The organism is Methylobacterium indicum, assembly GCF_001043895.1.
Classification (GTDB): Bacteria; Pseudomonadota; Alphaproteobacteria; order Rhizobiales; family Beijerinckiaceae; genus Methylobacterium; species Methylobacterium indicum.
Genome location: NZ_JTHF01000266.1, coordinates 1 through 21,321, shown reverse-complemented (window position 1 = coordinate 21,321; position 21,321 = coordinate 1). Strand labels below are relative to the sequence as shown.

The 21,321-nt window shown below is 58.0% G+C and carries 24 protein-coding genes and 1 other annotated feature; of the genes, 17 read left to right on the top strand and 7 right to left on the bottom strand.

Translation table 11 applies throughout. From position 1 onward, the window contains the following. Positions 1-146: 146 nt before the first annotated feature. Together QR78_RS26440 and QR78_RS34465 are read right to left on the bottom strand one after the other, a co-directional pair. Complete coding sequence (locus QR78_RS26440) at positions 147-989, bottom strand: hypothetical protein (RefSeq protein WP_048430585.1); 843 nt, start codon at positions 987-989, stop codon at positions 147-149. Between the two features lie 36 nt (positions 990-1,025). After that, on the bottom strand, positions 1,026-3,179 hold the full coding sequence (locus QR78_RS34465) for a type IV secretory system conjugative DNA transfer family protein (RefSeq protein WP_125900961.1): 2,154 nt from the start codon (positions 3,177-3,179) through the stop codon (positions 1,026-1,028). A gap of 30 nt (positions 3,180-3,209) precedes the next feature. On the opposite strand from QR78_RS34465, the gene QR78_RS34460 reads away from it, so the two are divergent. Further along, entirely contained in the window at positions 3,210-3,926 is a 717-nt protein-coding gene (locus tag QR78_RS34460) for a hypothetical protein (protein WP_125900963.1), read from the top strand. Between the two features lie 151 nt (positions 3,927-4,077). Here the strand turns inward: QR78_RS34460 and QR78_RS26435 are convergent, their stop codons facing one another. From QR78_RS26435 to QR78_RS35150, 3 genes are all read right to left on the bottom strand, one after another. After that, the gene (locus QR78_RS26435) at positions 4,078-4,404 is read right to left on the bottom strand and encodes a hypothetical protein (protein WP_048430584.1); all 327 of its coding nucleotides are present in this window, start codon (positions 4,402-4,404) and stop codon (positions 4,078-4,080) included. Then, the gene (locus QR78_RS26430) at positions 4,401-5,273 is read right to left on the bottom strand and encodes a phage integrase N-terminal domain-containing protein (protein WP_244276336.1); all 873 of its coding nucleotides are present in this window, start codon (positions 5,271-5,273) and stop codon (positions 4,401-4,403) included. The genes QR78_RS26435 and QR78_RS26430 overlap by 4 nt, the downstream gene beginning before the upstream one ends. Positions 5,274-6,327: 1,054 nt before the next feature. Next, positions 6,328-6,465, bottom strand: a complete 138-nt coding sequence (locus tag QR78_RS35150; protein ID WP_158004080.1) for a hypothetical protein — start codon at positions 6,463-6,465, stop codon at positions 6,328-6,330. Positions 6,466-6,871: 406 nt separating this feature from the next. Between QR78_RS35150 and QR78_RS26420 the strand changes: the two genes are divergently transcribed. Continuing rightward, positions 6,872-7,195 (top strand): DUF3768 domain-containing protein, encoded by a 324-nt coding sequence (locus QR78_RS26420; RefSeq protein WP_244276337.1) that lies wholly within the window; start codon positions 6,872-6,874, stop codon positions 7,193-7,195. A gap of 50 nt (positions 7,196-7,245) precedes the next feature. Next, positions 7,246-7,764, top strand: coding sequence for a hypothetical protein (locus tag QR78_RS26415; protein WP_048430580.1), 519 nt, complete (start codon positions 7,246-7,248; stop codon positions 7,762-7,764). A 31-nt stretch (positions 7,765-7,795) separates the two neighbouring features. Here the strand turns inward: QR78_RS26415 and QR78_RS26410 are convergent, their stop codons facing one another. After that, positions 7,796-8,029, bottom strand: a complete 234-nt coding sequence (locus QR78_RS26410; RefSeq protein WP_125900965.1) for a hypothetical protein — start codon at positions 8,027-8,029, stop codon at positions 7,796-7,798. Between the two features lie 247 nt (positions 8,030-8,276). Here QR78_RS26410 and QR78_RS26405 point away from each other — a divergent pair, with 247 nt between their 5' ends. From QR78_RS26405 to QR78_RS34450, 8 genes are all read left to right on the top strand, one after another. Continuing rightward, positions 8,277-8,846 carry a LexA family protein gene (locus QR78_RS26405; RefSeq protein WP_048430587.1) on the top strand — a complete coding sequence of 190 codons (570 nt, stop codon included), beginning with the start codon at positions 8,277-8,279 and terminating at the stop codon, positions 8,844-8,846. 2 nt (positions 8,847-8,848) lie between these two features. Next, complete coding sequence (locus QR78_RS26400) at positions 8,849-9,274, top strand: VOC family protein (protein WP_048430578.1); 426 nt, start codon at positions 8,849-8,851, stop codon at positions 9,272-9,274. Between the two features lies 1 nt (position 9,275). Continuing rightward, positions 9,276-10,535, top strand: coding sequence for a Y-family DNA polymerase (locus QR78_RS26395; RefSeq protein ID WP_048430577.1), 1,260 nt, complete (start codon positions 9,276-9,278; stop codon positions 10,533-10,535). Between the two features lie 15 nt (positions 10,536-10,550). Then, on the top strand, positions 10,551-11,843 hold the full coding sequence (locus tag QR78_RS34455; protein ID WP_125900967.1) for a PDDEXK family nuclease: 1,293 nt from the start codon (positions 10,551-10,553) through the stop codon (positions 11,841-11,843). Between the two features lie 223 nt (positions 11,844-12,066). Beyond that, positions 12,067-12,357: a type II toxin-antitoxin system ParD family antitoxin gene (locus tag QR78_RS26390; RefSeq protein ID WP_244276338.1), complete on the top strand. Its 291-nt coding sequence runs from the start codon at positions 12,067-12,069 to the stop codon at positions 12,355-12,357. After that, complete coding sequence (locus QR78_RS26385) at positions 12,354-12,659, top strand: type II toxin-antitoxin system RelE/ParE family toxin (RefSeq protein WP_048430576.1); 306 nt, start codon at positions 12,354-12,356, stop codon at positions 12,657-12,659. Before QR78_RS26390 ends, QR78_RS26385 begins: the two co-directional genes overlap by 4 nt. 153 nt (positions 12,660-12,812) lie before the next feature. Then, a complete protein-coding gene (locus tag QR78_RS33240; protein ID WP_158004079.1) occupies positions 12,813-13,406 on the top strand; it encodes an NYN domain-containing protein in 594 nt (197 codons plus the stop codon). A gap of 75 nt (positions 13,407-13,481) precedes the next feature. Further along, a complete protein-coding gene (locus QR78_RS34450; protein ID WP_125900955.1) occupies positions 13,482-14,054 on the top strand; it encodes a hypothetical protein in 573 nt (190 codons plus the stop codon). A gap of 421 nt (positions 14,055-14,475) precedes the next feature. Here QR78_RS34450 and QR78_RS26375 read toward each other — a convergent pair whose 3' ends face one another. Further along, entirely contained in the window at positions 14,476-15,960 is a 1,485-nt protein-coding gene (locus QR78_RS26375) for a SulP family inorganic anion transporter (protein WP_048430574.1), read from the bottom strand. A gap of 105 nt (positions 15,961-16,065) precedes the next feature. Next, positions 16,066-16,121 (bottom strand) — a sequence feature (sul1 is cis-regulatory element that is thought to sense ions involved in sulfur or methionine metabolism; They are found in Alphaproteobacteria). A 521-nt stretch (positions 16,122-16,642) separates the two neighbouring features. On the opposite strand from QR78_RS26375, the gene QR78_RS34445 reads away from it, so the two are divergent. From QR78_RS34445 to QR78_RS33230, 6 genes are all read left to right on the top strand, one after another. After that, on the top strand, positions 16,643-17,113 hold the full coding sequence (locus QR78_RS34445; protein WP_125900957.1) for a hypothetical protein: 471 nt from the start codon (positions 16,643-16,645) through the stop codon (positions 17,111-17,113). Between the two features lie 172 nt (positions 17,114-17,285). Continuing rightward, positions 17,286-17,903 (top strand): recombinase family protein, encoded by a 618-nt coding sequence (locus QR78_RS26370; RefSeq protein WP_048430573.1) that lies wholly within the window; start codon positions 17,286-17,288, stop codon positions 17,901-17,903. Continuing rightward, entirely contained in the window at positions 17,900-18,154 is a 255-nt protein-coding gene (locus QR78_RS26365; RefSeq protein WP_048430572.1) for a WGR domain-containing protein, read from the top strand. Before QR78_RS26370 ends, QR78_RS26365 begins: the two co-directional genes overlap by 4 nt. Before the next feature lie 407 nt (positions 18,155-18,561). Next, a complete protein-coding gene (locus QR78_RS26360) occupies positions 18,562-19,245 on the top strand; it encodes a ParA family protein (RefSeq protein ID WP_048430571.1) in 684 nt (227 codons plus the stop codon). After that, on the top strand, positions 19,242-19,580 hold the full coding sequence (locus tag QR78_RS34440; protein WP_125900959.1) for a hypothetical protein: 339 nt from the start codon (positions 19,242-19,244) through the stop codon (positions 19,578-19,580). The genes QR78_RS26360 and QR78_RS34440 overlap by 4 nt, the downstream gene beginning before the upstream one ends. Before the next feature lie 129 nt (positions 19,581-19,709). Then, a complete protein-coding gene (locus QR78_RS33230; protein WP_082171637.1) occupies positions 19,710-20,753 on the top strand; it encodes a replication initiator protein A in 1,044 nt (347 codons plus the stop codon). Positions 20,754-21,321: the final 568 nt, after the last annotated feature.

The window sequence follows — 21,321 nt, the reverse complement described above, 5'->3', positions numbered from 1 at the left end:
GGTAGGTTGGGCCGCCTAGGAGCCTCCTACAGGCCTTTGTGGCTCTGAAACGTAGCTCGGAACGTTTGATGAGCCAGAACGGCCCCTGCGGGGCTCCTGTGGCCGCCCAGCCGTCAGGCAGGGGCAGTGTTGTCCCGCTTCGCGGGCTATCCATGGAACAGGGCGCGACGCGCCCCGTTCGGCTGGTGCCAGCCGCCGTTGAAGTCCGCCAGCTCGTCCAGGCTTTTTATGAAGAACCGGCCCCAATGTTCTGCGCCAGAATCCGGCCACCGGCTTAGGGCCTCGACCCGCATGGCCGCCGTGCGAAACAGGATGAGATACCGCGCCGATCGGCCGAGCTGATCCAGCCGCCAGTGTCGTTCCGGCACCCCGAGCATCGCCACGGTAGCCAGGTGCGGCAGCTGATCGCGGAAATGGCCCACGCGGGACTGCCACCCGCCGGTGTAGACCTCCACCACCAACAGCTGAATGGCCCCCGAAGCCTGGGTGAGGCCCGCGACCGCATCCGGGGTGAAGTTGTCCGGCGCCGGCGGGCGTTGGGTGGTGTCCACGAACGGCATTCGCGTGGCCCGCTCGAGACCCGCGGCCCCCGGCTGGAAATCGGCCTGGAAGAAGTCCAGCCGCGCCCCGGCCGCCCCGCACCAGGCGTCCAAGGCCAGGTGCGTGTCGGTGATCGCCTCCCACTCCTCGACCTTTGAGCTGAAATTGTACGGCTTGGCCCGGACCTCGGGGGGCGGCTGCCCCGTCAGCTCGCCCAGCGCCCGCGCCCCGGCCGGGCTGAGGTAGTAGAGCAGCGCCCGGCGACCCTCGCCGGGCTTGAACCGGGTGACGGCCGCCTCGCCCTTGCGGTTTTCGTCAGGGAGCGCCCGCACCAGCTTTTGTGTGCGTAAATCTTGAACCAACAAACGCAGGTGTTTTGCGTCGCGGCCCGCCCCGGCCGCCTGCATTTGTTTGATGCTCAGCAATCGGTGCGCGGCCAGCTTATGCAAAACTCGTTCGTGGCCCTCTGTAAACGCTTTCACAGGTTAGCCCTCGACCTTGAGGGATTGCCAGGGGGCATTCTTCGGCAGATGTGACCACTGTTCACGGCCCGGACGGCGCCCCGAGGGCGCCGCTTCAGAGGTTTCCGGAGCCTCTGTCTCCTCCGGTTCGGTGTTCGTGTCTGCCTCGGGACGCAAGCGATAGAATTGCGCCTGTGTGGCGATGGTCGCTTGCCACTCCTCTTCCGTGGTGTTGTAAGTTTTATCGGCAAGGTCAGATCGCACAGTTAGGCGTACCGGCGCAGCTTCACCCCATTTTACCCAAAACTCGCCGCGGTTGATTTCACCCAACTCTCGGGCGTGCTCACCGAACATTTGCGCTAATTCGGAGCGTTCCGCAGACCCCGCGATTTTCACGCCGACACTTAACAGGACGCGCTTGCTATCTGTATCCAAGTTCTGCCCAGCAACCTGTTGGGCAAGTGTCAGGTGAATGCCGAACTTGCGCAGGTTGTTAATCATTGAAATGAGCGTGGGGCTAATCATGAACGAAGCTTCATCAATGATAACTTGCACCGATGTCCGGTCCTCACGTTCCAAACGCTCACGCCGAAGGCCAATATCTTCAATCAAGCTCAGCAACAGCCGCCCAAAGGCAAACCGCCCTTGCTTGCCCAGAGGCGAAAGATCAAACAGCACCACCTTGCGGGCTTCCATCATTGCTTCCAGATCGACGGTTGAAGGGCCGCAGGTCATCGCCCGGAAGCTCGGAAGCAACAATAGACCGCGCAGACGATTACGCAGGCCTGATTTGGTGTTTTTATAAATCCCCGCATCAAATTCATATCGGAAGAACTTCGCAATCTCCGGGTCTCTGTGAATGCAGGCAAGCCGATATAACGGTGTGCGTGGGGATGGCTCTTCCGGTTGGCCGTTCTTGGCAGGCCGAGGCGGGTCTAGCAGCAGATCGGCGAGGTCCAGCAACGTTGATCCGGGCCGATCCAGCAGGACCCGCACACAGGCCGTTGCCAGGGTTGTCATGGGACCAGTGAGGGGGTTGTCGCTGATGAGCGCCAGCGTCGCGCCTAGGGTCTCAGCGTAGGCCGCTTTCTGGTCCTGGTTCAGCCCCGGCTTTTCCAGCGGATTGATGCAGGGAAAATGGTCGGGGATCAGTCCCGGTTTCAGCTTCACCAGGCGCTCACCTGTCGCCAGATCGGGGAAGCGGGCAATCTGTTTTGCGGTGTCGCCAATGGGATCAATGACCACGAGGCCGCCGGTTTCGTGTTGAACGTCGTGGAAGGCCAACGCCTTCAGCAGCTCGGACTTGCCCCAACCGTTGGGGGCAGCAATGTAGGAATGAAACTTGCGCGGGTGTGCTGGAAAAAGTGCTGGCCTGCGCCAGTCACGCAATTTATGTGTGAACTCAGGTTCGATGATAGCTAAGTAATTCATCCAGCCTGCAAAGTCGGGGGTATGCTGTCGATCATCATAAATTTCCAGCAGTGGCATCAGCTCAGGATTTTCAAGAAACTTTCCTAAAGCGCGAGCCTTTTGATGTTGTCGAATGCTCTTAATAGCGAGGAGGTACGGAGAGAACGGCAGGATGCCTGAAATTTGTAGGTTGTCCTCCTGAAATGGCAGTACGCCTGTGCCATGGGTCGTAACTAGCCCCTTCGTGTTAGTCATAGGGGCTAGTTGTGTGCCGGTTGCTACTGCAACCCGCAGCATCGTTTCAGCTTGAGCTACCGTGCCGCCGCGCATCCAATTGGGATAAATGGACCAGGGAAACCGCTGCCAAGGTTCGTAGAGCTTCGCCCGGTAGGCCATCACAGCTTGTTCCAGCTCGGCTTCGGACGGTGCAACCGTACCGAGAAATACCTTGTCAGCCGTGCCGTATTTTTGGAGCAGCGGCACAACCGGTTTAGGTGCAATAACTACCGCTGTGGTTGTGGTTGGTGGTGTCGGTCCCGGGGGTGGCGGTAGTGGCCGCTCCTGCCGAGGTGCGGCACTAAAAGCCGCTCTTTCCGGCTCTGGTGCGGCTGGGATGCTGACGGCAGGCAGCGTGTTCATGGTTGAGCGTGGCGTTGGCCAGGCGGGCCGTGCCCCGGCTGTGAAGCCTACCCGATCACGATCAGAGGATGCTTGCCGAGAAGCTTTGCCGTTGGCAGAAAAAGCAGCCCGAGAAGTGGTGTCGTCCATTGCAGGCGATCCGGCGGGGCGGGGGCTGAAATGCTAAGCTGGTTTCGCCGCAAACAGAAGACCAACCCGGCCGCTTGGGCGCCCCCAGCTGATGGCAAACCACGGTTCCGCAGTCTCAGTGAGGAGCTTGCTCTCGCCAATGAGGAAGCCCGGCAGGGCCGGGGACGTATCCGCACACTGGAGACCGAAGTTATCAACGCCCGGCACGAGCGGGACAACCTAAAAGAAATCCTCTTCACCCTCTGCGTCCATGCCCAGAAGGCCTGGAACGGAGGGGATAAGACCACCGGGAAATGGCCGTGGGACCGTAAGGATCTACCCTCGCGCGCCGAAATCCATACGGCGCTGATCGACGGTTTGACCGATACCATGAACCGGCTGCACCACCTGGATTTCCGAATTCGCCTTCACCAGAAAGCCGAAAGCGACCTCACCGAGGAGCTACAAGCGATGACGGTGCGCGCGATGGAGGCCGAAGCTAAACGCCGAAAATTAGAAGGGGATTTGGCATACGCCCTCGGTGAGGTTGGGCTTGCCACCGACGCTCATCACCTCACGCAACGCAAGACCGAGTACCTGTATGAGGAGCTACAGAAGCTGTCTCCGCACTTCAAAAATCTCAGTGCTGAGAAGGTGGCAGCGAAGGCGGCCAAGGACGCTGCAAAAGCCGTAGCGTCCCCCGCTAGTACCCCCGCTATTGACCCCCCTACAGCGCCCGAGGTGTGGCCTGTAAAACCTAAGCGCTAGCAGAGGTTTGCAGCCTGTTCGGCTAACAACTTTTTACTCACTAGCTCGCAAAAACCGTCCTCCACGGCTCGCGCGCCCCGACTTATGCTCTCGCCGTCGCCGCGCCCGGCCCTATCCCCCTGCTCGCCAGCCCCCCCTTTCCCGCGCCAGGCTAGGGTTTGAGGGCGAGCGGCTTCCAGCTGATGCGCAGGCTGTAGGACGTGGCGCCGTCCCCGCCGACACCCCCCGCGCGGGCTTCCCAGTTGATGTGGAAGTTGCGGCTGCTGAGCCATTCCAAGGCCGCCACAGCGGCCCGGGTATGGCGCAGATCGAGGCCGTCCGGCGCGTCCACCTGGGCGAAGTCAAACCCGGCTTTGGCCTTGGCTGTCATGGCCTCGCGTAGCCGATCAAGGCCGTACAGCTCCTCGGCCTTGGCCTCTCGGGCCGCGTTCGTTACCCGTTGCAGCTCGGGCATCAGGGCCGTCACCCGACCGCTCATGCGCCGCCTTTCCGGCTGGCGAACCGATACCCTAGGTATGCGTCGGTGATCTGCCGCCGCTCATGGCCCAGCTCGCGGGAAATGGTCAGTCTGGCGTGCCAGTCAGCCCGGCGCTCTGCCCCCGTCAGCTGCTCCCAGGGCCTGCCCCCGGCCGCCGTGCATGGTCGGCCGGTCAGCAGCTCGTACCGGCGCTGCGCGTACCAATGCCGGTGGCCGTGTTTGTCATGGATGCCAGCTGCCCAGGTCTTACGATCCAGCTGATCCCGGTAAGCGTGGCTTTTCATACCTGGCGGTACCAGGCAGCCGGTGCCGACGACGCTGCGCAGCTCGTCCAACAACGCCCATTGGTTGGGGTGAAAGACCGGGATAACCCGTGCCCGGCCGCCCTTGCACCAGGTCGCTTGCATGTGCAGCTCGTTGCCCTGAATGGCCTGCTCCGGCCGGAACAGAATGCTCTCCTCCACCCGCATGCCGAAGGCCATTTGCAACCGAACCGCGAGTTGCATGCGCTCGTCCAGTTTGGCGAGCTTAGCCTTCGGGGTGACGTGTGCGCGGTTGCCGGTGAATGTGTTCCGGAGGGCGATGCCAACATCAGCGTTGCTCTTAGGGATCACGCTCCCCTTGCGCACGTTGGCCGACCAGGTGCGCATCCAGCTCAAGCGGTTTTTGATGGTGCCGGTGGCCAGGCCATCCGCCTTCCATTTCGCTACCAGTTTCTGAACGTGAATTTCTTTGATGGACCGCGCCGAGGGCAGCACGTGCCCCATTGCCCGCAGCTCGCGGGCAATGAGCACAAAGCCTCGGGTGCGTTGAACACGGGTGTGGAAGGCTCCACCCCCGTTGTTCAATCCCATCTGTTTTAAGTCCATGGCGAGAGGGTCCACGCCACTTACTTTCTTTTGGTTAGTGCATTTGACTGCCGCCGGGGCATATAGCCTACCGGTCAGCCCGCATCGCTGCGGTAAAAGTCGGGGTACTCAATCCATAACCGTCTAAGTTTGGGTTTCTTTCGCCTCTCCTCTAAGTCGCCAATCTGTCCCCCGGGTGAAGGTTGGCCGTTCCTCGTATTCCAGCCGTCATTACCACTATTTGGGTTCTCTAAATCAGTCTCCATCTTCGGGAGCTACCGGCATGCGTGCCCGTGGGGTGCCTCTGTCGCGGTAGGTTCGCAGGGATACGCCCTGCTCGCTTTCGGCCGATCCTGGCCAAGGTATTTGTCTGAAAAGTTCGTGGCCCAAGGGCCGGGGGTGTCGCTGTTTGCCAGGCTAGACGTGCCCGGCCGGACTGTGACCGACCAGCCGCGCTGGTAAGCGGCTGGCACCACCTTCTGTCACTCGCCTTCACTCTTTTCTGACAGGGGGGCTGCTAGAAGTGGTTCCTGGTTCGCGGCTCTCACCGTGGGTCCTTAGCCCCTACCTCGCGGCCGGTGAGCCTGCGAACCGCCGCCGTCACTTCCCGGAATTCTCCTGGAAGTGACGGCGGCTCCTGCGGCGCCGTGTTCGCCGAGCTACGCCCGCCGAAGCGGGGCTAGCCACCCCACACCCGGCTTTCCGCGTCTGAGATTGCCACTGGCAGCACCCGTCAATAGCCGCCCGCGATCCAGCTGCCTTCCAGTGGACGGCAGCCGCAGGGTGGTAGGTTGTGACTGTTGCGGGTGTCGGCCGACGTGCCGGGCGTCCCCCTGCGGGGGCGTGCTCTACTCGCCGCCTGCGGCGGCTCCCCGAACCCGCTGCGCGGTTTCGGCCCTTCGGGTGACGATCACTGACGCATCCATGCGGCGGCCTGCGGCCAAGTTTACTTAGTGGTGCCAGCCGTCCAGACCGGCCTCAAGCCCGCAAGGGGCTTGACCCCGGCCCGGACGCCCGGCCCGGGGCTGCCATAGGCGGCAAGCCGCCCTTTGCGCAGGCTCCGCCGCGCGTCTGCCTACCAGCTCACCCCCCGGCCGTCCGGGGTGAAGGAGACGCCGCGCGCCTCGAACGTCGCCCGCAGCCGTTCCACCACCGACGCCCGGACCTCGCCACCGGCCTCAAGCTTGACGATGGTGGGCGTGGAAACGTCCATCGCTCCCGCGACCTCGCGCACAGTCAGGTCAAGGGCGGCACGCGCTGCCCGCCACTGGCTGGCGGTTGGTACTGTCGGGGTACTGGGTTGCTGGCTCATTCCTATAGGTATTTGTAGATCATGCACGAGACTACCGCAATAAATATTATATAATGTGTAATATATATCTTGTGTAATATTAAACATTGTGCAATATTGATCTTATCAGAAAGGAGGTGAGTAACATGACAAGACGACTAAAAAGAGCGCTAGTGAGATGGATTTTTCAATCCTCACTAACGCTCCTGAAGGTTTCGGTAATCCTCTTCGCAGGAGTGATTATCGGAGCAAGCCTTCGCTAGCAATCGGGCTTCGCAAGAAGCCCCATCAATCCCAAATCGACTAAAATCAAAGACTGACAAAACGAGTGAAACACGAAAATACAAAGGTCATCAAGTTAAACGATGCGTTCAGAACATCCATGGTTGGCGGCTCCTATGTGCTGACCTCCGGCATTGCAGCCCTATCACCGGCCGACCTCGGCGCAGTGATGCACAAAGTGCGAACCTTTGATGCGTTCACCGAGGACGATGATACCGAAGGGGAGCACGAATGCGGGAGTTTCGAGCACAACGGCGTACAGATTGTCTGGAAGATTGACTATTACGACCGGCAGATAGAGTGGCACGCCGACCCCGAAGACCCCGAAACAAGTCGGGTGCTAACAATCATGTTAGCCTCGGAATACTAAAACAACGACCGCCTGTCAGGGCGGTTTGTTTGTTTCGACCATAAGAAATCATGCACAAGAGCCGGTATAACGCGCCTGCCATCACCGCCCGTCCGATCCATCCTGCCGACCAGGCCAAGGGTGACGAGGGCGAGCGCCGCTTTCAGGTGTGGCTCGATGCCAGCCGCCTGCCCCACGTCTACCTCGACCAGACACCCATGAGTGTGCCCGAGCATCTACGGGGCGAGATCAAGCGCCCGGATTATGTGGTGGGTGTGCCCGGTGTCGGTGCTATAGCTTTCGATGTTAAGGTGAAATCGCTCTACAACGAGCACTTCATATTTGAGTTGAGCGAGATCAGGCGTATGCGGACCTTTGCGCGGTTCTTTCACATAACGGTTTACTTTGCCTGTCTCGACCCGGGCGGCAGCTCGGAAAGCTACTGGATACGCCTCGACCAGTTCGACAACCTCGCCGCCGAGCGCCGGGGCAGTACCCTGACGCTCTCGATCCCGGCCGACGCCGCCTTGCCCGTCTCAATGCGCCAAAGCTTCCACACGGCGTTTCTGGAGGCCGTGACACTGGCATAGGTGCGGCCCCTCCGTAGAGGGGCGCGCTGTCTTAGTTCTGAGTTGCGTCGAGGTACTGCCTCACCGCCCAGGCCGCAGCCTGGAAATGCTCGATAGCCTTCGCGTAAGGATGTTCTTCTTCGTTGCGATCGATCCCGACTTTCTCCCGCATGTACTCCGCCATTTGATCGGCGTTGAAGTCGGGTTCGTGGACGATGGTGTGCAGGGCTTGGAAGAACCGCGCTTCATCCAAGGGGTGGTAGGAGTGCCACGTTTCGATATTCATGAACTTGTCTAGTGCTTGGTACATAATTAGTAATCCTTCGTTTTCTGTTGGTGGGGTTTGTCCCCGCATCTATTTAGTCACGCACAACGCTCCACCGGCCCGATACGGTCGATCTTCTCGAAAAAAGTTATCCCCATAAAACACACCCCTGCCCATCAAACATGCATTGACACAAGAAACTCTCTGGACCTCAAGGCGTTCTTGCATCTTGATATCCGTAACTGATTTCAAGATGGAGGGTGGCCCCATGCGGCAGAGCAAAAGAACCGGCTGGGGCGGCCAGCGGCAGGGCGCCGGTAAGCCTCCCGGCGAGCCAACCAAAATCGTCCGCCTGCCCATCGACATCGCCGAGGCCGCCAGACGGGCCGCCGAGGCCCGTGGCGGCAACGCCAGCGGCATCGGGGGCTTTCTGCGGGGCGAGGTGCGGACCAGTGCCAGCGCCCCGCTGGTGACCGCTGCCGTGGCTTGCGGGTTCCCCTCTCCGGCCGAGGATCACCTAGACCGGGCGCTTGACCTCAACGAGCTGCATGGCATCGGCCGCGCCGACGTGTTCCTGGTGCGCGTCGCTGGGGAGAGTATGACCGGCCGGGGTCTGTTCCCCGGGGATGTGGCCGTGGTGAGCAAGGGCACCGCACCCCGCAACGGCTGCATCGTGGTCGCCTGTCTCAATGGCGACTTCACGATGAAGACCTATCAGCGGCGCGGCAACCGCGTGAAGCTCAAGGCCGAGAACCCCGCGTTCCCTGACATCGACGTGCCCGAGGAGGCGGAGTTTCAGGTGTGGGGCGTCGTCACCGGCCTCTCGCGGACGTTCTAGCCATGGAACCCCGCCTGAGCCTCATCACCCTTGGCGTCGCGGATCTGACCCGCGCCACAGCGTTCTACGAAGCCCTCGGCTGGCCACGAAAGGTCCAGGCAGCCGAATGCGTAGCGTTCTTTCAGCTCGGGGGCCTCGGTCTGTCGCTCTACCCGCGTGCCGACCTGGCGCACGATGCCGGGGTGCCGGTGCAGGCGCAGCCGTCGCAGGGGTTCACGCTGGCCTACAATACCCACAGCCGCGCCGAGGTGGATGCTGTGCTGGCGGCGGCAGAGGCCGCCGGAGCCCGGATCACGCAGCCCGCCCAGGACGCGGTTTGGGGCGGCTACCACGGCCATTTCGCCGACCCGGAGGGCTTCCTATGGGAAATCGCCTGGAACCCCGGCTTTGCGCTTGCTGCTGACGGTGCATTGATACTGCCCGACTGACATGGGCAGCCCGATCGCTATTGTTGACTGCAACAACTTCTATGCCTCGTGCGAACGGCTGTTTCAGCCCAAGCTCAACGGCCTGCCGGTTGTGGTGCTATCCAACAACGACGGCTGCGCCATTGCCCGCAGTAACGAGGCTAAAGCCCTCGGCGTGAAGATGGGCGACGCCTACCACCTCAATAAAGACCAATGGGCCAAGTGGGGTATGCATATCTTCAGCAGCAATTACACGCTGTATGGGGATATTTCCGCGCGGGTGATGCGGGTCCTATCTGAGTTCACCCCTGACCTGGAAATTTACAGTATTGACGAGGCGTTTTTAGGCCTCTCCGGCTTTGCCGATCCGGAGGGCCACGCCCGCACTCTGCGGGAGACGGTGGCTCAGCGCGTCGGCATTCCTGTGTGCGTCGGCATCAGCACCACCAAGACGCTGGCGAAGGTCGCCAACCGTACCGCCAAGAAGACGCCTGACAGCGGGGGCGTGTGCTACCTCGATACCGAGGCGAAGCAGACCGCCGCGCTCGCACGGCTCGCCCTCGATGACATCTGGGGCGTCGGCTACCGCCTGCCCCGGCGGCTCGCGGAGATCGGGATTACCACCCCGCTCCAACTCCGTGACGCCTGCCCGACAATGATCCGCCAGCGGTTCAACGTGGTGCTGCAACGCACCGTCATGGAGCTACAGGGCACCCCCTGCATCGATCTTGAACAGGATAGCCCGGACAGCAAAACCATATGCACCTCGCGCAGCTTTGGGCGCTACGTGGAGGGCTACGACGAGATGGCCGAGGCGTTGACCTCCTACGTGTCCCGCTCGGCCGAGAAGATGCGCAAGCAGGGGCTAGCCACGCCTGCCATTATGGTCCTGGTGCAGACCAACAAGCACAAGCCCGAGCAGCCGCAGTACTACGCTACCCGAGGCGTCAAGCTGACGATCGCCACAGCCGACACCGGCCGCCTGATCCGCGCGGCCCTGTGGGGGCTGAAGCAGATCTACCGGCCGGGGTTCCGGTACAAGAAAACGGGGGTGCTGTTCCTCGACCTGGCCCCGGCCGCCAGTGTGCAAGGCTCGCTGTTCCTGCGGCCAGACAGCCCCGAGCGCGTGCGCCTGATGCAGCTGGTGGACGAGCTCAACGCTCGGCATGGGCGGGATCGTGTGCGGTTCGCCTGTAGCGGGCTTGATCGTGGGTGGAAGCTCAAGGCAGAGTTCCATTCGCCGCGCTACACCACGCGTTGGGGAGAATTGTTGAACGTTTAGGAGTAAGGTGACAGAATGACACCTACAACGACACGAACCCTCAACCCCCTTCCATTTGAGCATCTGGAACCGAAGCGCTTTGAGGACTTGGCGCGTCAACTCGCTTATGACTTTAAGCCGTGGCGCCAGCTCGAAGCAACAGGCCGAACAGGTTCAGATGATGGATTTGATGCTAGGGGATTTGAAATAGTCCCGAGTGGCGATATCCCATTACAGGACGATAGTGACAGCTCTATAGAAGAAGTGGCGAGTGATCGCCTTTGGTTAATACAATGCAAGCGTGAAAAGGGTATCGGACCGAGTAAAATGAAGGCTCATCTTGAGGCTATTCCTCAAGAAAGCCGATCTGGGCTGTATGGTTTGATATTCGTTGCATCATGCGATTTTTCTAAGGCAACTCGCGACGTTGTACGTTCTTGGTGTTTCACCCACAACGTCTCCGAATGTCACATTTGGGGTAAGGCTGAAATTGAAGATATGCTGTATCAGCCAAAAAACGACAATCTGCTTTTCGCATATTTCAACATATCATTACAAATTAGAAGGCAAAAATTAGCAACTGATATTCGGCGCACAATTGCTATAAAACGTAAAATAAAAAAGATAATCGACATTGATGGCCATCATGAACCAGTTTTGCTGCGCGATATAAGCGATGAAAGATATCCGTTTGTTTCCGATGGCCAGACATTGAAAGATTCAAAAAGTCTATGGGTGGCCGTAAATTCATTAGGACTAGGTGTATTTGGTTTGCGGGTAATTCTAAAAGAGTTTTGGGCATATCATAATCCTGAAACTGGAGAATGGGATATAGCCTCGAAAATAAACTTTTCTATGCCACAAGAGCAGGAAAACCCATGGTATGAGATGCAAGCTGAACCAAACCGTTATGAGGAAATAAGGAAGATAGTCGATTTTTGGGAAACATTGCCTCCGCACTGTCAGTATTTTTTTCGTAATACATGCAGTATAAGTTACAGAGACATCATTGAGATTGATGATGTTGGAGATACGGTTGTTAGGCTGCCAACCATATTTATGAATTTTAGAAATAACAATCCGCCGTATCTGGATCGTTCCAGTATTGTATTTAGATCATCGGGCAGGTTTGTGAGTGAAAGTTATTTTGATCCAGAGAAGCATGTAAACGTGTTCCCTGATGAATTACGAGATAGAGCTTGGGAAGATGACTTCTTTCCCAAAAATAGCATAGTCAGATCTACTGTACCGCACTCAGTCATTCTAACAGAGCCAGAGTGGAAACAGAAAATCCGCGATGATTTTGATAAAACAGAAAACAAAACATAGTAGTTTTTGTATTTACCACACACCGATTGTTGGCAGCCACTCTCTCGGCTGCCATCATACCCGCGCCAGCCAGTTTTCACATGATCGGCTGAAGCTCGGCTCATACTCTTGACTATTGCGGAAGCTGTACCGCTCTCATCACTTGCAAGACCGCAGACGGCGCGCACTGTTAGACAGTGATTATCAGTGTGTGTTATAAAGTTGCACAAGGAGGGCCGAACCCATGGCGACACCCAGCGGTCAGATGACCGTCACGCTCACCCGCGAGCTGGAACAGTACGTGCGCGAGAAGGTGCGCGAGGGGGCCTTTGCCACCCCGAGCGAGTATATCCGCGACCTGGTGCGGGATCGCTACCTTGCCGACCGCGACCAGGCTGCGAAGCTCAAGGCTCTTGATGCCGCCTTGGCTCGTGGGATCGCCGACGCCGAGGCCGGGCGGGTGGTGCCGGTTACGGAAGCCTTCGCCCGTATCCGCGCCCAGCTCGCCGATGACGAGACCAGCCCACGCGGATGAGGGTGGTCCTGACCGAGCAGGCGATTGGCGACCTGCTGCACATCGCTCGCTTCATCCGCCGGGACAACCCAGCGCGGGCCGAGACCTTTGTGGCCGAGCTGGAAGACCGCTGCACGCGGCTGGCCACCGCGCCTCTTGCCTATCCCCTCGTCCCTGGCCGAGAGAGCAGCGGCATTCGCCGCCGCCCGCATCGGGACTACCTGATTTTCTACCGCGTTGATGCGCAAGCAGCGGTGATCGAGGTGCTGCACGTCCTCAACGGAGCGCAGGACTACGACGCGATCCTGTTCCCCCAGGACTGAAAAACTATCGCCCTGTGCGGGACCGGATGGGTTTCGCGTGTCACGATGCGAGAAGCTTAAAGCGGAACTTCACTCTTCACGCGATACCTCCTGAAAGGAGCTGTTTTCTCTTCAGCGCTTCGTATAGGCTCGGCGGTAGCGTGGGAGGAAAAGTTGCCGGATAGAGTTCACATCATCTGGGATAACTCGAATATATTCGTATCTGGTCGCGACGTTTGCGACAAACTGGAGTACAAGGCTGGATATTTCAGAATAAATTTCAAAAACCTAATAGATCTGGCCGCTGATGGGCGGCAAATAGAACAAGTATTCTGTGTTGGCTCGGTTCCCCCGCCCACAGACAGTGTTTGGGGCCATATTAAGCGGCTCACCGGAAAAAGTCCTGAGCTTTACGAGCGAGGAGCTGCGTCAGGCAAAGAGCAAGCTGTTGATCAAGCGCTGCAAGCAAGAATGCTCAGACTTGGATATGATTACGATCCGCCGGAAACAATTGTTTTATTGAGTGGTGATGGCAGTGGATTTGAAGAAGGTATTGGATTTTTCTCAGATATAAAACGATTGCATAGATTTGGATGGAAGGTAGAGGTCTTATCTTGGCAGGATCATTGTAAAAAAGTTATGCGAGAGTGGGCTGACCAAGAAGCTCTTTTTGTACCCCTTGACAGTTTTTACGGGTCAGTGACCTTTTTAGAAGGTCTAAGGCGCGCGTCTAATTTAAATTTGATCAACCGCCCGCGCCGGAAATAGAAAAACACGTAGATGATATCATTGTGGTCAGTGTTGGTGCCTTCCTAATCGCAGCATTATCGGATGGAGATGCAGATGATGGATGCCGCAAAAACAGAGTGGCCGCATAAGGTAGCTTTAGATGTCTTCACGATCTCTTGTAGTCACTATAAACAAATCGATAAAAATAGCCCTGATTACGATACTCCAAAAATAGCGCTGGCTGGCGCCGCCACAGTAAGATTTGTCAAAACCGATGATGAATTTTGCCGCACGGTAAATGTAATGCTTGAGCCTGCTTTTGCACCCAATGGTATAGGCTCAAACTGGAATGTTGTAGTAAAGCCAAGCGACGACAATGGGCACCCGATGTCAGAACGACCAGATCTAACCTTATATATACCCAAGGATACGTTCTTCGGCTTGATAAGGCAGTTTGAGTTGGATCTTATAAAAGAAATATATGCTGAAGTTACAATTATGTTTGAGCGAATTACGGATATGTTTGAGCCATCTAACACTTGGCTCAAAAAAACAGAAAAAGTTGTTGATGCAACATTGTATGGAAGCGTAGGGACGTTTTACGCAAATACTGAAAGTAAGGACTTAAAGGGATATTATAACAATCCGTATGCCCGCCCAGAGCTTAATACCCCGAGTTTCGAATAAGTATTGCATTGTCGTTCATGTGGTGCGGTTCGGAATGCTTTTGGGGTGTGGGAGGCTGGTGCGAAACTTACACTCATCAATGCTCATAACTCATAAGTTATGGGCTGGTACCCACGGCGACGATCGCCAGCAGCAGGACCAACGGGGGCACAGTCTCCACGCTGAACCTAGCCAGGACGGCCGGGATCGAGCGAGTACGGTGCAACGTGACCAGGTTGCCGACCGTGATGGGCAGCCAGCATAGAGCGACAAGCGCTAGACCGCTCCACTCGCCCTGCCTGCTCCGTGCTCCCTCCGCACCCAAGCCGCGCAGGACGTAGAACGTCCCGGCGGCGACGTAGGCGGCGAGCCAGATTGTGATTGAGGCTTGCACGTGCGGTAGGGGCGCGGTGGTCACCGCGCCCACACTCCGGGTTGCCAGTCAGTGACCTGGTGTGGCGAGCGCAGCACCCGGCTTGTCGTGGGTGCCGAGGCGTTCGACCATGGTTGCCGTCGCTTCATTCATGCCGATCACCTCCACCGGGATATTGTGGTGGCGGAACTTGAGCACGACGCGATCTAGGGCGTTGATGCTGGTGATGTCCCAGAAGTGCGCGGCAGAGAGGTCGATCACCACGCCCTGCAAGTCCTCCTCGCGGAAGTCGAAGGCGGAATGGAATGCCTCAGCCGTCGCGAAGAAAATCTGTCCCGTGACCTTGTACGTGCGCACGGCGGTAGCTTCGTCCCTTGAGGAGGCGATGCCAAAGAACTTGGTGACCTTGTGGGCGAAGAACAGGCCGCTGAGGATCACCCCGAACAGCACGCCCTTGGCCAGGTCGTGGGTAGCGACCACAACGATCACCGTGCCGAGCATCACGAAGCTGGACGACTTCGGGTGCGTGACCAGCGTGCGGAAGGACTTCCACTGAAAGGTGTTGATCGAGACCATGATCATCACCGCGACCAGCGCCGCCATCGGGATTTGCGCCACGTAGGGGCCAAGCACCACGATCAGGAAGAGCAGGAATACCCCGGAAAACAGCGTGGACAGACGCCCCCGGCCGCCGGAGGATACGTTGATAACCGACTGGCCGATCATCGCGCAGCCCGCCATGCCGCCCAGGAACCCGGAGGCGATGTTGGCCGCCCCCTGCCCCGCGCACTCGCGGTTCTTGTTCGAGGTGGTGTCGGTCATCTCGTCCACGATGGCCGCCGTCATAAGGCTTTCCAGCAGGCCGACCATGGTCAGCGTCAGCGAGACCGGCAGAATGATTTGCAGGGTTTCCCAGGTGAACGGCACCTGCGGGAGAGCCACCCACGGCAGTTCGCTCGGCAGCGCGCCCATGTCGCCGACCTTGTGGATGCCAAGGCCGAGATACATCGAGACGGCCGTGAGCAGGATGATTGTGACCAGCGGTGAGGGCACCGCCTTGGATAGGTACGGCAGGCCGTAGATGATCAGCAGGCCAACCGCTGTCATCAGGTAGACCGTGGTTCCCTGCCCGATCAACTCCGGCATCTGCGCCAGAAAGATCAGGATCGCCAGGGCGTTGACGAACCCGGTCACGACCGAGCGCGAGACAAAGCGCATCAGGTTGCCGAGCCGAAGGGCTCCGGCGACGATTTGCAGGACGCCGGTCAGGATCGTGGCGGCGAACAGGTAGCCGACCCCGTGATCCTTTACGAGGCCGACCATCAGGAGCGCCATCGCGCCCGTGGCGGCCGAAATCATTGCCGGGCGTCCCCCGGCGAAGGCGGTCACGACCGCAATGCAGAACGAGGCGTAGAGGCCGACTTTCGGATCAACGCCTGCGATGATGGAAAACGCGATGGCTTCAGGGATGAGCGCAAGCGCAACAACAGCGCCCGCCAGCAGCTCACGCGTGACGTTCGGAGCCCATTCGCTCCGTAGATGGACCAGATCCATGAGTATGTAAGGCTTTCTTCGTCCCAGGCGCGTGGTTCAGCGCGTGGGGCTCGCAACAGGGCGGGTCGGCCTCATCTGAGGACCGCGACACAGAGCCCATGATTGCGTTGTCCGGCGGATCGGCGGCCGGAAGAGCCACCCGGATTTTCACCGGGTCCAGTTTTGTGCGCGGACCCTACCCGGAAGATCGTTGCGGTGCAATATGCTGCTGACGTGTATCTATCGCAGTGTTGCTAGTGCTCGAGCGCACCCACCGCGACAGCCAGGACGAGCAGGCCGCCGAGGGCTGCAGCGAGCAATGCTCGCATACGAACCCACGACCGGTCAGGGTTGTCGTTGCAGGCTGAAGGCAGCGCCCGCGGCCAACGCTGCCATTTGCGGGCTGAACTCGGTGCAGCCTGCAACGAGCTCGGCGTCTGGTGGTCGGACTGATGGCGGCACGACATGGTTGAGCCAATGAGATGATGCACTGGTGCGCCAGCTTACAACGCCTACTGGCCAAGGGGCACTATCACCCCGTTCATGCTCATAACTCACAAGTTATGCGCGGTCTGACGGCTAGCTGCCGTCGCTTCCTTCCCACGCCCATAACTGAGGTCCAAAACACCTCTCCGGAAATCATAGGTACCGGTCCCCGCTCTGGGTGATAATGTCCTTTATCAACTACAAGAAAGGAGCCAGCATGGGCCTCGATCAACTCCCTTGGAAAGACTTCATTACCCTCGGGGCGGCACTGCTCGGTGCCGGTCTTGGCATCATGAATACCTGGAACACGATCAATGCACGCCGGGTACGTCTGCGGGTTCGTCCTGCCGACGCCATATCAGTCCCTCAGGGTAATAGAATGTTTTCTATTGAGGTTGTGAACCTCAGTACGTTCCCAGTGACAATTACAGAAGTTGGATTAACGGACGGACCCAAAAATATTGATAAAGGTGCTCGGTTCGTGATTGGTAATCCAATATTAATTGACGGAAAACCTTGGCCCCGTCGATTAGAAGTTAGGGAATCGGTCTCAGCTTACTTTGATCCAAGGCAACTTGCTGGACAGGGGATTTCAATTGGTCGGGCCTTCGCTCGGACTAGCTGTGGTGAAGTCGCATATGGGACCAGTCCGGCACTGGAACAGCTGCGAACTGAGCTGCGAGCATAAATTAGCTGGCTACTCTCGCCAGCGGCCCCACCCCCCGTCCATAATTCATGTCCAGACATGATCCGTTTAAGGTGTACCTTAAACGGACTATGGCTTAGCTAGTATGATAAATACCTTTTGACGACTTAAAACAGACTGTTTATAGTGGACCACGTAAAAAAGATTGTTGCCCATGTTCGTCCGCGCCTACCTCCGAGCCTCCACGTCCGACCAGGACGCCACCCGCGCGCATGCGCAGCTCGACACCTTCGCGGCTGATCATGGCCTCACCATCGCGGCCCGCTACATCGAGAACGAGAGCGGGGCCAAGCTGCACCGCCCGGAGCTGTTCCGCCTGTTGGCCGACTGCCGTCCTGGTGACGTGCTCCTGGTGGAACAGGTGGACCGCCTCTCGCGCCTCACCGAAGCCGACTGGCGTAAGCTGCGGGCGGAGATCGACACGAAGCAGGTGCGCATCGTCGCCCTCGACCTGCCGACCTCATGGGGCCTGGCCACGCACCCGGACGAGTTCACCGGCCGCATGTTCGCAGCCGTGAACACGATGATGCTGGACGTGCTGGCGGCTGTCGCCCGCAAGGACTACGAGGACCGGCGGCGTCGCCAGGCCCAGGGTACCGCCAAGGCGAAGGCGGCGGGCCTCTACAAGGGTCGCCCCGAGAACGCCGCCCGCAACGCCGGGATCGCCACCATGCTACGTGCCGGGGCGTCCTGGCAGGCGATCATGGACGCAACCGGGTGCAGCCGCAGCACCATCGCAAAAGTGCGTCAGCGCATGGAGGCGAGCGCATGAGCGTTGTGCAGCTGTACCGCGTGAACGAGGCCGCCAACATGCGGAGGTTCTACCGCGTGGACGTGCAGCCGTCCCTGTTCGGGTTTTCGGCAGTGTACGAATGGGGACGGATCGGACGGCCGGGGCAGGTACAAATCCGACTATTTGCCACCGAGGACGAGGCCCGCATAGCTTGTGACCACAAGCTCAAAGAGAAGCAGCGCGACGGCTACGCGTGCTTATTACCCACGAAAAAAGAGGAAAATAATTGAACAATACCCAGTTGCGTGTAATTGTGTGTGTATCGCTTTCTTGCGGTTATTCGTACAAAAAGGCCCCTGTGTCAGCAGGGGCCTTTTGCTATTCGTATGTGAACGAAAAACCTAACCGAATGGTTAGCTTTCGCCACATGACTAGCAGCACGAGTGCCGCTTTCATGGGTTTCGCTTTCTTATTGTAGGTTGTTCGTACTGTACGACCCCATGCCTTGCGGCGATACGTATCTAGCATGCTCAGGCCATTTACGGCAGAAAATCAACCCATGCGCCCAATGTCGAAACGCTATAATTTTACAATATCACGAAATTAGGATGCCATAAAATCACAATGCTGAAGCGTCGTGACACTAAGGTGCCGCAATTTCATGGCGTTCCACCGCCGTGGCCGTTAGGGTAGCCTCATGCTTCGTATCATCACATTCGCCACCCAGAAGGGCGGCGCCGGAAAAACGACCCTCGCCACGTCCTTTGCGGTGGCGGCGGCCGAGGCCGGAGAGACGGTGGTTCTGTTCGACCTGGATTTTCAGCGGTCCGCTATGGTTTGGCGGGAGCAACGCGTTCTGCCCAAGTCGGCTTCGAACCCCAGCCCGGTGACGCACCCGAACAATCCGATTGTTGAGGCGTACCCAGCGGACAAGGTAGCGCAGATGGCGCAGATGCTGCGTGGCCTAGAAAAGAAGGGTGTTACGCTGGTGGTGCTGGATACGCCCGGCGCGGACAACGCCACCGTGAATGCCGCTCTTGCAGCCTCAGACTTCGCCGTGATCCTGCTGGCTCCAACCAGGATCGACCTCGGGGCCGTCAGGCCCACGGTTCAGGCTGTGATGCGTACCGAGGCTAAGTTTGGCTTCCTCCTCAACAATTGCCCGCCGCAGCCGAACAACCCCCGAGCCGAGAAGATGGCAACCGGGTTGTCGGCGCTTGGCCCCGTTGCGCCAGTACGGATCGTGCGCCGGGCCGACTACCAGGATGCTTATGCGGACGGGAAGGGAGTTACAGAGTGGGCGCCTGGTAGCCCAGCAGCTCAAGAAATTCGACAGCTGCTTGAGTGGGTCAACGAACAAACAAAAGGGTCAATCCTGTGAGCCGTCGTCAGCAACAAGGTCCATCCGTTTTTGATATGGACGCAGTGAGACTGGACGTGCCTGGCGCCGAACCTGCAACAAGTGCAATCATCGAAGAGGCACCTGTTGAGGTACAGGCTCCTAAGCGTGGCCGACCCGTCAAAACAACGACTAAACCAAAAGCTACGCCGTTCTACTTGCACCCTGCGGTGAAAGAAGTGCTCCGGGATATTTGCTATCATCACCGCGTTAAAGAGCATGACCTGTTTATTGAAGGTCTTGATCTGGTGCTAAAGAAGCGAGCCTATCCGTCCATTGCGGAGATCATTGCCCAGGCTGAGGCTAAGAAATCTTAGTTATAACGCTATGACGCTGTGATTTTATGATATCGCAAAATTGTAGCGTCGCAAATTCGTGACGTTGTAGAAGGCTTTAACAGCCTTTCTGCGTGACGGCTTGGCTGAGGCCGCATAGGCTTGTTCTCGATGAAAGCACCCGCCACCCGCCCGGCGCCCGAAGGGGACAGCCAACTAGAGCTGTTTGTCTCCAACTTTGTTGATATCGTTTTTAGGGATCAACAAGACTTGATGGAGAACCCTTTATGTTCTCTTGGAAAGACACCGCGTAAAGACCCAATCAAGTATCAGGTGGGCGATAAGTTCGTTACAGTTACAGCGAACTCTGAAACCGGTATGTGCACGATCTACGACCATGACGTGCTGATATGGGCTGCTACGCAAATTCGTGAGGCACAGGACCGAGGGCAGGAAACGTCTAACCGGCTCGTATTTCATCCCTACAACCTACTTAAATCTATTCGCCGAGGTACAAGCGGACGCGATTATGAAGACCTAAAAGCGGCTATGCGGCGCTTAGTCGGTACGATGGTAGAGACCAACATTCGGGCCGATGACGAGACACTGAAACGGGGTCGGAGAAATAAAGCTTCGATCACTTTTAACATGCTTCAGTTCTTCGGTGAATTTAACACGGAAGACCCTAATGATGACCGTTGGGTGATTGTGCTGCCCGACTGGTTTTATCAAGGCGTCATCAATCACCGTTATGTGCTGTCGATTGATAGCGATTACTTTTTGCTGACGAGCGGGCTTGAGCGTTGGCTGTATCGCGTGTTCCGCAAACACGCCGGGCAGCAGGAGCTTGGCTGGCAGTTCACGATGAAGCAATTACATACGAAGAGCGGCAGCCCACAACGGTTGTCTAACTTCGCTCTTGATGTGCGTAAAATCATCAAACGCCTTAATAGCGATGATGAGAGTAACAAAGGTTTGCCTGGATATCAGGTTTCCCTTGGGCGCAATGAGGAAGGAGATGAACTGGTGCGCGGCGTATCACGGTCGCAACTGGCTATCTCAGATCCCGGGTTTCAGCCGAAAAAGAACCCCCGGCGCCGGGTCACACAAGGCGGCATAAACCCCCCGCAGTGGGACAATCGGCCGTTTGCCGAGCTGGTGGGGAAACGCAAGAAGGCGAAGCCCTCCCCCCCAGACGAAGAAACCTTGCTCTAGCAGCCACTTAGCGTGCCCACACGCACCCATTTTCCAGGCCAGGGCACGTGGTATCACCTGCAAGTCAGAACGTATGCCTACGGAATAGGCAGGCCTGTGATGGGGTTGCAACAGGGGTATCACTTGGTTTTTTCCGGCCGTAACACTGCAAGAAGCGCCTTTGGTGGCTCTATCTGGCCGATTTTCCCCAGCCATCGTGGTATCACCTGCACAGAGGCACGTGGTATCACCTGCACGGGCTATCGGGGTATCACCTGCAAAAGTTCGTGGTATCACCTGCACGAAAGCCCAGAAAGGCCAAGCTAGGCAAGGGTTTGCGCAACCCTTAACGTTTTAACTGATTATCTAAAGATAATAGTTTAACGTGTTGGTGTAACGTCTTAGCCTGTGGACAACTCAAAACGGGCCAAAATCGCGGGCGCTTCGCGCCTGGCTGGTGGCTGGTCCCATGTTGGAAGCTGCGGAACGCCCGCCCCTTTTTCCTTCGGAAAAACCCGCTCCCCCACCCAATAAGGAAGCCGCCTGCGGCGGCTAGCATTCAAGCTGACGGCCGCCACAGGGGCGGCCG